Origin of the sequence: Massilia sp. Leaf139 (assembly GCF_001424165.1) — a bacterium.
Classification (GTDB): domain Bacteria; phylum Pseudomonadota; class Gammaproteobacteria; order Burkholderiales; family Burkholderiaceae_D; genus Telluria.
This window is the reverse complement of the sequence record NZ_LMOJ01000023.1, coordinates 231,578-246,854: the sequence shown is the minus strand read 5'-3', so window position 1 is coordinate 246,854 and position 15,277 is coordinate 231,578. Positions and strand designations below refer to the sequence as shown.

The 15,277-nt window shown below is 62.1% G+C and carries 14 protein-coding genes; 1 reads left to right on the top strand and 13 read right to left on the bottom strand.

Going from position 1 to position 15,277, the window contains the following annotated elements:
- The 11 genes from hisG to ASF77_RS15235 all read right to left on the bottom strand — a co-directional run bounded on the left by hisG (position 1) and on the right by ASF77_RS15235 (position 8,124).
- On the bottom strand, positions 1–684 hold the full coding sequence (hisG, locus tag ASF77_RS15285; protein WP_056341016.1) for an ATP phosphoribosyltransferase: 684 nt from the start codon (positions 682–684) through the stop codon (positions 1–3).
- A 7-nt stretch (positions 685–691) separates the two neighbouring features.
- Positions 692–1,942, bottom strand: coding sequence for a UDP-N-acetylglucosamine 1-carboxyvinyltransferase (gene murA, locus ASF77_RS15280; RefSeq protein WP_056341015.1), 1,251 nt, complete (start codon positions 1,940–1,942; stop codon positions 692–694).
- A gap of 2 nt (positions 1,943–1,944) precedes the next feature.
- The gene (locus ASF77_RS15275) at positions 1,945–2,181 is read right to left on the bottom strand and encodes a BolA family protein (protein WP_056341013.1); all 237 of its coding nucleotides are present in this window, start codon (positions 2,179–2,181) and stop codon (positions 1,945–1,947) included.
- Between the two features lie 29 nt (positions 2,182–2,210).
- Positions 2,211–2,978: an ABC transporter permease gene (locus ASF77_RS15270; protein ID WP_056341011.1), complete on the bottom strand. Its 768-nt coding sequence runs from the start codon at positions 2,976–2,978 to the stop codon at positions 2,211–2,213.
- Positions 2,975–3,901, bottom strand: a complete 927-nt coding sequence (locus ASF77_RS15265) for an ABC transporter ATP-binding protein (RefSeq protein WP_056341009.1) — start codon at positions 3,899–3,901, stop codon at positions 2,975–2,977. Before ASF77_RS15265 ends, ASF77_RS15270 begins: the two co-directional genes overlap by 4 nt.
- A gap of 280 nt (positions 3,902–4,181) precedes the next feature.
- Positions 4,182–4,457 (bottom strand): lipid asymmetry maintenance protein MlaB, encoded by a 276-nt coding sequence (locus ASF77_RS15260; protein ID WP_056341007.1) that lies wholly within the window; start codon positions 4,455–4,457, stop codon positions 4,182–4,184.
- A 2-nt stretch (positions 4,458–4,459) separates the two neighbouring features.
- The gene (locus ASF77_RS15255; protein ID WP_056341005.1) at positions 4,460–5,107 is read right to left on the bottom strand and encodes a phospholipid-binding protein MlaC; all 648 of its coding nucleotides are present in this window, start codon (positions 5,105–5,107) and stop codon (positions 4,460–4,462) included.
- Positions 5,108–5,181: 74 nt separating this feature from the next.
- The gene (locus ASF77_RS15250) at positions 5,182–6,003 is read right to left on the bottom strand and encodes a VacJ family lipoprotein (protein ID WP_056341003.1); all 822 of its coding nucleotides are present in this window, start codon (positions 6,001–6,003) and stop codon (positions 5,182–5,184) included.
- Positions 6,000–6,473, bottom strand: a complete 474-nt coding sequence (gene mlaD / locus ASF77_RS15245; RefSeq protein ID WP_056341001.1) for an outer membrane lipid asymmetry maintenance protein MlaD — start codon at positions 6,471–6,473, stop codon at positions 6,000–6,002. The genes ASF77_RS15250 and mlaD overlap by 4 nt, the downstream gene beginning before the upstream one ends.
- Positions 6,474–6,541: 68 nt before the next feature.
- Positions 6,542–7,324: a lipid asymmetry maintenance ABC transporter permease subunit MlaE gene (gene mlaE / locus ASF77_RS15240; protein ID WP_056341000.1), complete on the bottom strand. Its 783-nt coding sequence runs from the start codon at positions 7,322–7,324 to the stop codon at positions 6,542–6,544.
- Positions 7,321–8,124, bottom strand: coding sequence for an ABC transporter ATP-binding protein (locus tag ASF77_RS15235; RefSeq protein ID WP_056340998.1), 804 nt, complete (start codon positions 8,122–8,124; stop codon positions 7,321–7,323). Before ASF77_RS15235 ends, mlaE begins: the two co-directional genes overlap by 4 nt.
- Before the next feature lie 264 nt (positions 8,125–8,388).
- Here ASF77_RS15235 and ASF77_RS15230 point away from each other — a divergent pair, with 264 nt between their 5' ends.
- The gene (locus ASF77_RS15230; RefSeq protein ID WP_156648907.1) at positions 8,389–8,688 is read left to right on the top strand and encodes a hypothetical protein; all 300 of its coding nucleotides are present in this window, start codon (positions 8,389–8,391) and stop codon (positions 8,686–8,688) included.
- A 58-nt stretch (positions 8,689–8,746) separates the two neighbouring features.
- Here the strand turns inward: ASF77_RS15230 and ASF77_RS15225 are convergent, their stop codons facing one another.
- The gene (locus ASF77_RS15225) at positions 8,747–10,210 is read right to left on the bottom strand and encodes a glutamate synthase subunit beta (RefSeq protein ID WP_056340995.1); all 1,464 of its coding nucleotides are present in this window, start codon (positions 10,208–10,210) and stop codon (positions 8,747–8,749) included.
- Between the two features lie 171 nt (positions 10,211–10,381).
- Positions 10,382–15,103, bottom strand: coding sequence for a glutamate synthase-related protein (locus tag ASF77_RS15220; RefSeq protein ID WP_056340992.1), 4,722 nt, complete (start codon positions 15,101–15,103; stop codon positions 10,382–10,384).
- Positions 15,104–15,277: the final 174 nt, after the last annotated feature.

Sequence of the window (15,277 nt, the reverse complement as noted above, 5' to 3'; positions counted from 1 at the left end):
TCAGCCTTGTTGCAGTGATTGTTTGGAAGCGCGTTCGAAGGCTTCGATGATGGGTTGCAGGCGCGCGCGTTTGAGTTTCAAAGCGGCCTGGTTGACGACCAGACGCGAGGAGATCTCCATGATCTTCTCGACCTCGACGAGGTGATTCGCGCGCAGCGTATTGCCGGTCGAGACCACGTCGACGATGGCGTCGGACAGGCCGACCAGCGGCGCCAGTTCCATCGAGCCGTACAGTTTGATGAGGTCGACGTGCACGCCCTTGCTGGCGAAGTGCTGGCGCGCGGTGTTGACGAATTTGGTCGCCACGCGCAGGCGCGCGCCCTGGCGCACGGCGCTCTCGTAATCGAAGCCGGCGTTCACCGCCACCGACATGCGGCAGGTGGCGATGTTCAGGTCGACCGGCTGGTACAAGCCTTCGCCGCCGTGCTCGAGCAGCACGTCCTTGCCGGCCACGCCGAAGTCGGCGGCGCCATGCTGGACATAGGTCGGCACGTCGCTGGCGCGCACGATCAGTACGCGCACGTCGGGGTTGTTGGTCGCCAGGATCAGCTTGCGCGACGTCTCCGGATTCTCGGTGACGACGATGCCGGCCGCCGCCAACAGCGGCAGCGTGTCCTCGAAGATCCGCCCTTTCGAGAGGGCCAGGATCAGGCCCGGGTCGGTCGATTGTGTTGCGATGCTCATACGGGCCTTATTTGATGCGTACGATGTCGGCGCCGACCTTCGACAGCTTGTCTTCCATGCGGTCGTAGCCGCGGTCGAGATGGTAGATGCGGTCGATCAGGGTGGTACCTTCGGCTGCCATGCCGGCGATCACCAGCGAGGCCGAAGCACGCAGGTCGGTCGCCATCACCGGCGCACCGACCAGGCGATCCACGCCTTTGATGAAGGCGGTGTTCCCTTCGGTCGAAATGAAAGCGCCCAGGCGGTTCATCTCCTGCACGTGCATGAAGCGGTTCTCGAAGATCGTTTCGGTTACGCGGCTCGGGCCGCTGGCGATGGTGTTCACCGCCATGAACTGCGCCTGCATGTCGGTCGGGAAGCCCGGATATTCGGTGGTGCGGAAGGAGACCGGGTGCGGACGCGCATCCATGCGCGCACGGATCGTGTCGGCCGTGATGTCCATCTGCAGGCCGACTTCGCGCAGTTTATCCAGCGCGACTTCGAAGATATCGGTGCGGGTATTGGTCAGCAGGATGTCGCCGCCGGTGGCCGCCACCGCGCACAGGAAAGTCGCCGCTTCGATGCGATCCGAAATCACGGCGTGTTTCGCGCCATGCAGCTCGGTCACGCCCTGGATCACCAGGCGGTCGGTGCCGATGCCCTCGATCTTGGCGCCCATGGCCACCAGCAGGTTGGCCAGATCCGTCACTTCCGGTTCGCGCGCGGCGTTCTCGAGTACCGTCTCGCCTTCGGCCAGGGTCGCGGCCATGAGCAGGTTCTCGGTGCCGGTGACCGTGATCATGTCGGTCAGGATGCGCGCACCTTTTAGTTTTTTCGCTTTCGCGTGGATATAGCCGCCTTCGATCGTGATCTCGGCGCCCATCGCCCTTAAACCCTTGATGTGCTGGTCGACCGGACGCGAACCGATCGCGCAGCCGCCCGGCAATGACACCTTGGCTTCGCCGAAGCGCGCCAGCAGCGGGCCGAGCACCAGGATCGAGGCGCGCATGGTTTTCACGAGCTCGTACGGCGCTTCCAGGCTGGTGATGTTGGCGCCGTTCAGGGTGACGTTCTCGTCGTCGCGCGTGACTTTCAAGCCGGTCTGCTCGAGCAGTTTCAGGATGGTTTTCACGTCGTGCAGGCGCGGCACGTTCGACAGTTCGACGTCGCCGCCCGTCAGCAGGCCGGCGCACAGGATGGGCAGCGCCGCGTTCTTGGCGCCGGAAATGGCGATCTCGCCGTTCAGGCGCTTGCCGCCTACGATTTGGAGTTTATCCATGCTCAGCCTCCGTATTCTTCAGGGGTCAGGGTCTTCATCGACAGCGCGTGGATCTCTTCGCGCATGCGGTCGCCCAGCGCCGCGTACACCAGCTGGTGGCGCTGGATCGGGCGCTTGCCGGCGAAGGCAGGCGAGACGATCAGGGCCGAGAAGTGACGTCCATCGCCCTCGACCTGCAGGTGCGTGCATTGCAGGCCGTTTTCGATGTAGCTGTGGATCAGTTCTGGAGTGGTCGACACGATAATTCCTAGATCTATAGGTAAGGCGTTTAATGACGCAGCTTGTAGCCGCGGCGCAGCAGGTTGATCGCCACTGCCGCGAGCACCGCGAAGAAGGCGGAGACGATGGCAAGGCTCGTCCACGGCGAGATATCGGACTGGCCGAAGAAGCCGTGGCGGAACCCGTCAATCATATAAAAGAACGGGTTGAAATGCGAGACCGCCTGCCAGAATGCGGGCAGCGAGTGGATCGAATAGAACACGCCCGCCAGGAAGGTGGCCGGCATGATGAGGAAGTTCTGGAACGCCGCCAGCTGGTCGAATTTATCGGCCCAGATCCCGGCGATCACGCCCAGCGTGCCGAGAATGGCCGCACCCAGGAGGGCGAACACGATGATCCAGAGGGGCGCCGCGAAACTCAGGTGCGCGAACCAGGCGGTAATGGCGAACACGCCGGCGCCGACGGCCACGCCGCGCACCACCGAGGCCGCCACATAGGCCAGCAGGATTTCCCAGTGCGACAGCGGCGGCAGCAGGATGAAGACCAGGTTGCCCGTGATCTTCGACTGGATCAGCGACGAGGACGCGTTCGCAAAGGCGTTCTGCAGCACGCTCATCATCACCAGGCCCGGCACCAGGAAAGCCGTATAGCTCACGCCCGGATACACCTCGACCCGGCCTTCGAGCACATGGCCGAAGATCAGCAGATACAGCATGGCGGTGAGAATCGGCGCGGCGATGGTTTGCGTCGCCACCTTCCAGAAGCGCAGCATCTCTTTGTAGAACAGGGTACGGAAACCCACGGACACGACGCTCACAGGGCACCCTTTTCCATGATTTGAATGAAAATGTCTTCCAGGTCGGCCTGCTGCAGCTGCATCTCGTCGATCACGGCGCCCGACGCGCGCAGGCGAGCGAGGATCGGCTCGACTTCGGAATACTCGTTCACGCGCAGGCTGTATTTGTTGCCGCTGCCGTTATTGCTGTCGTGTTCGTCATGCGACACCAGGTGGCGCAGATCAGCCGGCAAATCGCCGCTTTTCAGGTGCACGATCAGCTGCGAGCCCGACACGCGGCGCAGCAGCGCATTCATCGTGTCGAGCGCGACGACCTGCCCGGATTTCAGCATCGCCACACGCTGGCACATGGCTTGCGCTTCTTCCAGATAGTGGGTGGTCAGCACGACCGTGTGTCCGCCTTCGCGGTTCAGGCGCGAGATGAATTTCCACAGGGTCTGGCGCAGCTCGACGTCGACGCCGGCGGTCGGCTCGTCCAGCACGATCACTGGCGGCTTGTGCACCAGCGCCTGGGCGACCAATACGCGCCGCTTCATCCCGCCGGACAGGGCGCGCATGTTGACGTCGGCTTTCGAGGTCAAGTCGAGGTTTTCCATGACCTCGTCGATCCACTTGTCGTTGTTCTTGATCCCGAAGTAGCCCGACTGCAGGCGCAGGGTTTCGCGCACGGTGAAGAAGGGATCGAACACCAGTTCCTGCGGCACCACGCCGAGTTTTCGGCGCGCTTCGCGGAAATCGGTGACGACGTCATGGCCGTGGATCTGCACGCTGCCGACGTCGGGCCGGATCAGGCCGGCGATGGTGGAAATCAGGGTCGTCTTGCCGGCGCCGTTCGGGCCCAGCAGGCCGAAGAACTCGCCTTGCTCGATCGTCAGGGAAACGCCTTTCAGGGCCTTAAAGGCCTTGTAGCTCTTCTCGACGCTGTTAATCTGGATCGCTGTCATTGTTCTTGGGAGTGGCTGCGGCACAGGCGTGCGCAATCCGGGCGGGGAAACGACCCATTATAGGGGAAATCGAGAATACAAGAGCCTGGCGGGAATGGGAGGGGTATTGCCACGGTGTCGGCGCACCGTCGACATAACGAGATCGTTGACGGTAGCGCACCGTAGGGCGGGCATGCCCGCGTGCGGACGATGCGTATCGGCGACATGTGGGATTACGGCGCATTCGACAAAAACGCCGTGAGCACGCACATGCCGTACGCGGGCATGCCCGTCCTACGTGTTACGACCGGGCCAGCACGCCCTCGAGCCCATACAACTGCGTCAGGGCATCGATATTGCTCGGCACATTGATGAACGTGAGCTTCTGCCCCGCATCGCGGGCACGGCGTTGCCAGGCCAGCAGCAGGGCGACGCCGGAAGAATCGGCGGCGCGGATGCCGCCCAGGTCGAACACGGTCTCGCCGGCCCGGATCGCGGCGCAGCCCTGCTCCAGGGCCGCTTGCGCGGTCTCGAAGGTCAGGGCGTCGAGCGACAGCATGGGATTCGCTTCGGCCATGCTTACTTCGGGGCCTTCAGCGGCTTGTTGGCCAATTGCTTGTTGCGCTCGGCCAGCTTGGCGATCAAGCCGTCGACGCCCGACTTGTTGATCTCCGCGGCGAAGGTGCCCTTGTAGGTCTCGACCAGCCAGGCGCCCAGCACGTTGATGTCGTAGATCTTCCAGCCCTGGTCACCCTTGGCCAGGCGGTAGTTCAAGGTGATCGGCTCGCCGCGGGTGACGTTCACCTGCGAACGCACTTCGACGTCGGTGTCGGTCGGCTGCGAACGCATCGGCTTGAACTCGATGGTTTCGTTCTTGATCTGCGACAGCGCGCCCGAGTAGGTGTAGACCAGCAGCGTGCGGAATTCTTCCGACAGGCGCTTTTGCTGTTCCGGGGTAGCCTGGCGCCAGAAGCGGCCGGCGGCCTGCGCCGTCATCTTTTCGGCGTCGACATACGGCAGGATCTTGGAGTTCACCAGTTCCATGATCTTGTTGCGGTTGCCGGACTGGATGTCCTTGTCGGCCTTGACGGTGTCGATGACGTCGGCGCTGATGCGTTTCACCAGCACGTCCGGCGCCTCGTTGGCGGCCGGGGCCGGGGCGGCGATGACGCTGGTGGCGAAGGCGACGGTGGCGGCGGTAACGATGAGTTGGGCGATTGGTTTCATGAGCTCTCTTTCTAATATTTGATGAGACAGCTTGCCGGACACGGGGTATCTCGTGCGAGCTGTTTTACGAACTCTTACTTCCGCTGCGTTTCGGTGGCGGGCGAGGCCGGTTCCGGCACTACTTGCGTGTTCGATGCGGGCGCTTCCTGCGCTTCTTCCTTCGGCGTATCCGTTGCCGTTTCCTTTTCCGGGCCCGATTCGCCGTCGAACACACGGCTCTGGCGGCGTTGCAGGTAGCCGTCACGGATGAATTCATAACGGTCGAGCGCGGCTTCCTCGAACAGGTTCGATGCTTCCAGGACGGAGGCGCGCTGGTCGATCGCGCGCACGCCGATGCCGATATTGCGCGTGCTCACTGGCGTCACGGTGCTCCAGGGATCGGCCCACATGTCGGCAGGCAATGCAGCGGTGTCACGGATCGTAGATGGGCCCAACAATGGCAACATCAAGTAGGGGCCGGAAGGAACACCCCACACGCCCAGCGTCTGGCCGAAATCTTCATTGTGTTTCTGCAAGCCCGCTTCCGAGGCGATATCGAGCACGCCGGCCAGGCCGAAGGTCGAATTCAGCGCGAAGCGCGTCAAATCGCTCATGCCCGCTTCGCCCTTGCCTTGCAGCAGGTTGTTCACCGAGCTCCAGGCGTCCGACAAGTTACCGAAGAAATTGCTCACGCCTGTTTGCACGAAGCCGGGCAACACCTTCTGGTAGGCGGTCGCGGCGGGTTTCAAGGCCACGCGGTCGACCGTGTCGTTGAATGCGAAGGTGGCGCGGTTGAATTTTTCCAGCGGGTCTTGCGGGTTGCTCGGGGTCGCGCAGCCGGCCAGGGCGGCGCACGCGGCCGCCAGCGCCAGTCCACGCCAGCGCGGCAGGGTACTTACGTTGTTCTTGCTATTCATTCGCTGCCTTCCTTTCCTTCGGCAGCCTTGCTGTAGATGAACTGATTGATCAGGTCTTCCAGCACGGTCGCCGATTGCGTACGGTTGATTCGATCGCCGTCGACGAGGTTCTTGGTGTCGCCGCCCGGTTCGATGCCAATGTATTGCTCGCCCAGCAGACCTGCGGTCAGGATTTTGAGCGACGAATCTTTCGGGAATTTATAGCTTGGATCCAGGTCAAGGCGAACCATGGCCTGGTAAGTAGTGTCGTCGAAACTGATGTCGCCCACCCGGCCGACCACGACACCGGCGCTCTTGACTGGCGCCTGTGGCTTCAATCCACCAATGTTGTCGAACTTGCCGGTCACGGCATAGGTCTCGGCGAACGAGAGCGAGCTCATGTTACCGGCCTGAAGCGCGAGAAACAGTACGGCGGCAGCGCCCAGCAGGACAAACAGGCCGACCCAGACATCGATGATTTTACGGTGCATAGTAATTCCTAGTATTCAGGCCGTCTGTGCGCGGCCAAACGAAACGATTCTTATTGATTGACTGTTGCTTACTGCGTGAACATCAGGGCGGTCATCACGAAATCCAGGCCCAGTACCAGCAGCGAGGCGATCACGACGGTACGCGTGGTGGCGCGCGCCACGTCGGCCGGGGTCGGCTTCACGTGGTAACCCTGGAACACCGCGGTGAAGGTCACGGCGATACCGAACACGAAACTTTTAATGACGCTGCTGACCACGTCGCGGTTGACGTCGACGCCGGCCTGCATCTGCGACCAGAAGGCGCCTTCGTCCAGGCTGAGCATTTTGACGGCGACCAGGTAGCTGCCCATGATGCCGACGGCCGAGAACACGGCGGCCAGCACCGGCATGGCGATCACGCCGCCCCAGAAACGCGGCGCCAGCACGCGCTGTACCGGATTCACCGCCATCATTTCCATGGCAGACAATTGCTCGCCGGCCTTCATCAGGCCGATCTCGGCGGTGAGCGAGGTACCGGCGCGGCCCGCGAACAGCAAGGCGGTCACGACCGGGCCCAGTTCGCGGATCAGCGACAGGGCGGTCAGCGAACCGAGTTTTTCCTCGGCGCCGAACTGGATCAGGTTCACGTAGAACTGCAGGCCCAGCACCAGGCCGACGAACAGGCCGGAGACGATGGTGATGACGAGCGAATAGTTACCAATAAAATGGATCTGCTCGGAAATCAGGCTCGGGCGGCGGAAGGCGCCCGGCGAAAAACGCAGCAGGTTGAAAAACGCACGCGTGGCGAAACCGAGGCTTTCGATCGATTCGCGCACGGTGGCGCCGGCGGACTCAAAGAAACGCAGGATCATCGCTGCGCTCCCAGCCCGAGGTCGTCGGCCAGCGATTTGCCCGGATAGTGGAAGGGCACAGGGCCGTCCGGCTCGGCATTCACGAACTGTTTTACGTACGGATCTTGTGACACGCGCAGCTCGGCCGGCGTGCCTTCGGCCACGATTTTGCCGGCCGACATGAAGTACACATAATCGGCAATGGCAAAAGTTTCGTTGACGTCGTGCGAGACGAGGATCGACGTAGAGCCGAGCGCGTCGTTCAGGTTGCGGATCAGGTTGGCGGTCAGGCCCATCGAGATCGGGTCGAGGCCGGCGAAGGGCTCGTCGTACATGATCAGTTCAGGGTCGAGCGCAATGGCGCGGGCGACGGCGACGCGGCGCGCCATGCCGCCGGAAATCTCGCCGGGCTTCAGTTTCGAGGCATTGCGCAGGCCGACGGCGTTGAGCTTCATCAGCACCAGGTCGCGGATCAATTCTTCGGGCAGGTCGGTGTGCTCGCGCAGCGGGAAGGCGACATTATCGAAAATGGTCAGATCGGTGAACAGCGCACCGAACTGGAACAGCATGCCCATGCGGCGGCGCAGGCGGTATAAACCGTCGGTGCGCAGCTCGTGCACGACCTCGCCGCCCACCCGCACGGAACCACGCTGGGGACGGATCTGCCCGCCGATCAGGCGCAGCACGGTCGTCTTGCCGCAGCCGGAACCGCCCATCACGGCAATGAGCTTGCCGCGCGGGAAATCCATGCGCAGGTTCGACAAGATCTTGCGATCGCCGTAGGCGAACTCGAGATCACGTATTTCTACAAGGTTAGACACAGGGGATCGTCAGATTTGGGGAATCCCGCATTGTAGTGCAGAAACGGCAATCTCTGCTTGAGACAGGCCCGTTTCACCCGGTGTTCCGACGTATCGCCGCAACACTAATAACCGAAAAGTCAGCTATTTCGTTCCGCAAGTCATTGTTTTTGCTGTGATATGCATATATGACAACATTGCTATTTGTTGACTTGCATTAACGTTTCTCTATGGCAGCATGCGTTGGCAATGCTCGATTTGCTAGCGTTCTCAGCCGTACCCAAAGTGCATAAGCGCGGCATATTCGCCCTGTTGGGCCAGCGCGAGCGGCGCGAACTCGCGGCGAATGGCGACGGCAGCTTCGCCACGGCTGACCGCGCGCTCTCGCTGTGCTTCCGGGAAGCATCGGAGGGAACCCAGATCGTGTTGTCGGTGCCGCGCCAGAGCGCCATGACGGGCGCCCGCGGACTACGCCGGATGGCGACGCTGGAAGAGGTACGGTATGGCGCGGAGCCGGCCCTGGCGCAGGTGGTGACGGAGTCGATCGAGGAGGGGCAGGTCGCGGCGGTCGGCGCACCGCGCTGAGCACCGTCCATTTTTTTGCACCAGGGTGGCCTCTGCGCCACCCTTTTCTTTTAAAAAATCAGCGCGGCAACACCGACGCGCCCATCAGGAACTCGTCCACCGCGCGCGCGCATTGGCGCCCCTCGCGGATCGCCCACACCACCAGCGACTGGCCGCGGCGCATGTCGCCCGCCACGAACACTGTCGGTACCGAGGTTTGATAGCAGGTCTCGCCCTCGGTCGTGGCGCGCGCATTGCCGCGCGCATCCTTCTGCACCCCAAAGGCGTCCAGCACCTGCTGTACCGGCGAGACAAAACCCATAGCCAGGAAGACGAGGTCGGCCTTCAGCTCGAATTCGCTGCCCGGCACTTCCGTCATCTTGCCATCCTTCCACTCGACGTGGCAGGCAATCAGTTTTTCCAGCTTGCCGTTCTTGCCTTCGAAGCGTTTGGTCGCCACCGCGAAATCGCGCTCGCATCCCTCTTCGTGCGAGGACGAGGTGCGCAGTTTGGTCGGCCAGTAGGGCCAGACCAGCGGCTTGTTTTCCTGTTCCGGCGGCATCGGCATCAGTTCGAACTGGGTCACCGTCGCCGCGCCATGGCGGTTCGAGGTGCCGACGCAGTCGGAACCGGTATCGCCGCCGCCGATCACGACCACGTGTTTACCGGTCGCCTTGATCTGATCCTTGAGTTTATCGCCGGCGTTGACCCGGTTTTGCTGGGGCAGGAAATCCATGGCGAAATGCACGCCTTTCAGTTCGCGTCCCGGCACCGGCAGATCGCGCGGCTGCTCGGCGCCGCCGGCCATGACGACGGCGTCGAATTCGGCGTTCAGGTCTTCAGGAAAAATCGTGTCGCGCGCCATGTTGCTGACCGTGGTCGGGAAATCCTTGCCGATCAGGACGCTGGTGCGGAACGTTACTCCCTCTTCGCGCATTTGCTCTATCCTGCGGTCGATGAGACCCTTTTCCATTTTGAAGTCGGGGATGCCATAGCGCAGCAGGCCGCCGATGCGATCGCTCTTCTCGAACACGGTCACGTCGTGGCCGGCGCGCGCCAGCTGCTGGGCGGCGGCCAGGCCGGCGGGGCCGGAACCAACCACGGCGACCTTTTTACCCGTCTTGACCAGCGGCGGCTGCGGCACGACATAGCCGTGCTCGAAGGCCGCGTCGGCAATCTTGCGTTCGATCGACTTGATGCCGACCGGTTCGCTGTTGATGCCGAGCGTGCAGGCCGCTTCGCACGGCGCAGGGCAAATGCGGCCCGTCACTTCGGGGAAGTTGTTGGTCGAATGCAGGTTGTCGATCGCCGCGCGGTAATTGTTGTGATAGACCAGGTCGTTCCAGTCGGGGATCTGGTTGTTCACGGGGCAGCCCGTGTTGCAGAAGGGGATGCCGCAATCCATGCAGCGTGCGCCCTGCACTTTCGCTTGTCCGTCGGTCAGGGTGACGACGAATTCCTTGAAGTTCTTGACGCGCGCGGCGGGTTCCAGGTGATCTTCTTCCTGGCGCTGAAATTCCATGAAGCCGGTGATTTTGCCCACGTTGTATTCCTTTGCTTGTCGGTGACGGACACCGGTTGTTTCTTGAATCAGCCGGGCTGCGCTAGCGCTGCGTGAACGCGTGGGCAGGAAATCAGTCCACTGGACTTATTTCCCCCGCCCACCCTACAGATCAGCGCATGCGAATTTGTCCGGTCAGCGTTCGTTGAATGCTTACGCCGCGAGTTCGATCTTGTCGTTCGCTTCTTCCATGCTGCTGTTGTGCATTTCTTCCAGCGCGCGCTTGTAGTCGGTCGGGAAGACTTTGACGAACTTGCCGCGGCTGTTGGCCCAGTCGTCCAGCAGGTTGCGGGCGCGGGTGCTGCCGGTGTACTTGAAATGGCGTTCGATCAGGCGGCGCAGGATGGTTTCATCGGATTCGCGCTCGAGTCCGCGGCTCTGGCTGTGCCAGCCGGCCACGTCGCCCTGCTCCTTGGTCGACACCACACGCTCCAGGTTCACCATGGTCGTGTTGCAGCGTGCGGCGAACTCGTCCTTCGGATCGTAGACATAGGCCACGCCGCCCGACATGCCGGCCGCGAAATTGCGTCCGGTCTCGCCCAGCACGACGACGGTACCGCCGGTCATGTATTCGCAGCCATGGTCGCCGCAACCTTCGACCACCGTGGTGGCGCCCGAGTTACGCACGGCAAAACGTTCGCCGGCCACGCCGTTGAAGAAGGCCTCGCCCGAAATCGCGCCGTACAGCACGGTGTTGCCGACGATGATGTTGTCCACTGCCCAGCCGCGGAATTCCGTGTTCGGACGCACGATCACGCGGCCGCCCGACAAGCCCTTGCCGACGTAGTCGTTGCCCTCGCCCACCAGGTCGAGCGTAATGCCCGCAGCCAGGAAGGCGGCCGCCGATTGCCCGGCCGTGCCCTGCAGCTGGATGTGGATGGTATCGTCCGGCAAACCGGCGTGGCCATAGCGCTTGGCGACTTCGCCCGAGAGCATGGTGCCGACCGTGCGGTTGACGTTGCGCACCGGCGAGATGAAGGAAACCCGTTCTCCCTTTTCCAGCGCCGCTTTCGCCTGCGCGATCAGTTTATGGTCGAGCGCGCGGTCGAGGCCGTGATCCTGCACGTCGCTGTGGTACAGATTGTGCAGCGAGTCCGTCTTCGGCTGATAGAAGATGTTGCTGAAGTCCAGGCCCTGCGCCTTCCAGTGCGTGATCGCCTTCGATTTGTCGAGCAAGTCGGCCCGGCCGATCAGATCGTCGTACGTCCGGATGCCAAGCTGGGCCATCAACTGGCGCGCTTCCTCGGCCACGAAGAAGAAGTAATTCACGACGTGTTCCGGCTTGCCCTGGAACTTGGCGCGCAGCACCGGGTCTTGCGTGGCCACGCCCACCGGACAGGTGTTCAGGTGGCATTTGCGCATCATGATGCAGCCTTCGACCACCAGCGGCGCGGTGGCGAAACCGATCTCGTCGGCGCCGAGCATGGCGGCGATCACGACGTCGCGGCCGGTCTTCATCTGGCCGTCGGCCTGGACGCGGATACGGCTGCGCAGGCCGTTCAGCACCAGCGTCTGCTGGGTCTCGGCCAGGCCCAATTCCCACGGCGTGCCCGCGTGTTTCACGGACGACAGCGGCGAGGCACCGGTGCCGCCATCGTGACCGGCCACGACCACGTGGTCGGCTTTCGCTTTCGAGACGCCTGCGGCGACCGTGCCGATCCCGACTTCCGACACCAGTTTCACCGAGATCGAAGCACGCGGATTCGCGTTCTTCAGATCGTGGATCAGCTGCGCCAGGTCTTCGATCGAATAGATGTCATGGTGCGGCGGCGGAGAGATCAGGCCGACGCCCGGCACCGAGAAACGCAGCGAGGCGATGTATTCCGACACCTTATGGCCCGGTAGCTGGCCGCCCTCTCCCGGTTTCGCACCCTGCGCCATCTTGATCTGGATTTGATCGGCCGCGTTCAGGTATTCGGCGGTGACGCCGAAACGGCCCGAGGCCACCTGCTTGATTTTCGAACGCAGCGAGTCCCCGTCTTCCAGCGGAATGTCGGCCGCCACCCGATCCTCGCCCAGCACCGAAGCCAGGGTTTCGCCCTTGCTGATCTTGATGCCCTTGAACTCGTTCAGGTAGCGGCGCGGATCTTCGCCGCCCTCGCCCGTATTCGATTTGCCGCCGATGCGGTTCATGGCGATCGCCAGGGTCGCATGCGCTTCCGTGGAGATCGAACCGAGCGACATGGCCCCGGTGGCGAAGCGCTTGACGATGTCTTTCGCCGGCTCGACTTCGCCGAGCGGAATCGCTTTACTTGGATCGATCTTGAATTCGAACAGGCCGCGCAGCGTCAGGTGACGACGGCTCTGGTCGTTGATGATCTGGGCGTATTCCTTATAGGTGCTGAAATTGTTGGCGCGGGTCGCGTGCTGCAGTTTCGCGATCGAATCGGGCGTCCACATATGGTCTTCGCCGCGCACGCGGAAGGCGTATTCGCCGCCGGTGTCGAGGGCGTTCGCCAGCAGCGGATCGGCGCCGAAGGCCAGGCCATGCAGGCGCAGCGCCTCTTCGGCCACTTCGAACAGGCCGATGCCTTCCACCGTCGACGAAGTGCCGCGGAAGTATTTGTCCACCAACGATTTATTCAAACCGACCGCCTCGAAGATCTGGGCGCCGCAATACGACATGTAGGTCGAAATGCCCATCTTCGACATCACCTTCATCAGGCCCTTGCCGATCGCCTTGGTGTAGTTGTAGCAGGCGGCGCCTGGATCCATTTCGTGCGGCAGGTGCTGGGCCAGGTCGGCCAGGGTTTCCAGCGCCAGATACGGGTGCACGGCTTCGGCGCCATAGCCGGCCAGCAGGGCGAAATGGTGGGTTTCGCGCGCCGAACCGGTCTCCACGACCAGGCCGGTCGAAGCGCGCAGGCCGCGCATCACCAGGTGCTGGTGGATGGTTGACGTCGCCAGCAGCGCGGGAATGGCGACGACTTCGTTCGAGACGGCGCGATCCGACACAATCAGGATGTTGTGGCCGGATTTCACGGCATCGACCGCTTCCGCGCACAGCGAGGCCAGCGAGGCTTCGATGCCCTCTTTCCCCCAGGCGACCGGATAGCAGATATTCAGTTCATACGATTTGAACTTGCCGCCCGTGTGCAGGCTGATATTGCGCAGGCGCGCCATGTCGTCGAAACCGAGCACCGGCTGCGACACTTCCAGGCGCATCGGCGGATTGACGTTGTTCGTGTCCAGCAGGTTCGGCTTCGGGCCGATGAACGACACCAGCGACATCACCATCGCTTCGCGAATCGGGTCGATCGGCGGATTAGTCACCTGGGCGAACAGCTGCTTGAAATAGTTATACAGCGGTTTCAGCTTGTTCGACATCACCGCGAGCGGCGAGTCGTTGCCCATGGAACCGGTCGCTTCCTCGGCCAGCACCGCCATCGGCGCCATCAGGAATTTCAGGTCTTCCTGGGTATAGCCAAAGGCTTGCTGGCGGTCGAGCAGGGAAATCGCCGCCTTTTCGCCCTGCGCCGGCGTGTCCTTGATCCGGCTTTGCGCCAGCTGCGATTCGCTCAGCTTGATTTCATTGAGCTTGATGCGCACCGACTTGATCCAGGCTTTATACGGCTTGGCGTTCGAATAGGTGTCTTTCAGCTCCTTGTCGTCGATGATGCGGCCCGCTTCCAGGTCGATCAGGAACATCTTGCCGGGCTGCAGACGCCATTTCTTGACGATGCGCGATTCCGGAATCGGCAGCACACCGGACTCGGAGGCCATGACGACCAGGTCGTCCTCGGTGACGACATACCGGGCCGGACGCAGGCCATTGCGATCCAGCGTGCCGCCGATATGGCGGCCGTCGGTGAACGCCATCGCGGCGGGGCCGTCCCATGGCTCCATCATCGCGGCGTGGTATTCGTAGAAGGCCTTGCGGTTGTCGTCCATCGACGTATGGTTTTCCCAGGCTTCGGGAATCATCATCATCATCGCCTGGGCGATCGGATAACCGGCCATCACCAGCAATTCGAGGGCATTGTCGAAGCAGGCGGTATCGGACTGGCCTTCGTAAATCAGCGGGAACAACTTATGGAGGTCGTCGCCCAGCACGGCCGATTTCATCATCCCTTCGCGCGCACGCGTCCAGTTGAAATTGCCTTTCACCGTATTGATTTCGCCGTTGTGCGCGATCAGGCGGTAAGGGTGGGACAGCGGCCATTCCGGGAAGGTATTCGTGGAGAAGCGCTGGTGCACCAGGGCGAGTGCGGAGACGCAGCGCGGATCCTGCAGATCCTTGTAGTAGACGCCGACCTGGTCGGCCAGCAGCAGCCCTTTATAGACGATCGTGCGTGCCGACATCGAGGGCACGAAGAATTCCTTGCCATGCAGGAGCTTCAACGCCTGGATCGCGTGGCCCGAGGATTTGCGGATCACGTACAGCTTACGTTCGAGCGCATCGGTGACCATGATGTCCGGGCCGCGGCCAATGAAGATCTGGCGGATCACGGGCTCCTTGGCGCGCACCGTAGGCGACATCGGCATCGCGTCGTCGACCGGCACATTGCGCCAGCCCAGCACGACCTGGCCTTCGATGCGCACGGCGCGCTCGATTTCCTGTTCGCAGGCGATGCGCGAGGCATGCTCTTTCGGTAGGAACACCATGCCGACGCCATATTCGCCCGGTGGCGGCAGCTCGACGCCCTGCTTCGCCATCTCGTCGCGGAAATACTGGTCGGGAATCTGGATCAGGATGCCGGCCCCATCGCCCATCAGCGCGTCGGCGCCGACGGCGCCCCGGTGATCGAGATTCTTCAGGATCAACAACCCCTGATCGATGATGGAATGGCTTTTGTTGCCCTTGATATGGGCGATGAAACCGACGCCACAGGCATCGTGTTCATTGGCGGGATCGTATAAACCTTGGGCAATCATGCGGGACTCTCCACAGCTTTTTCAGGGGTGAAAGCCGAGAATAGTGCAATGCAACAAAGACGGCAAGAAGAACAATAAGGGTCGGAGTCAAATTAAATTAGCATTGACGCGGCGATTGCTTAAATAGGGACAGGTCGAATTTCGATATGTTTTGGTGATGTTTCTTCTTCTAAA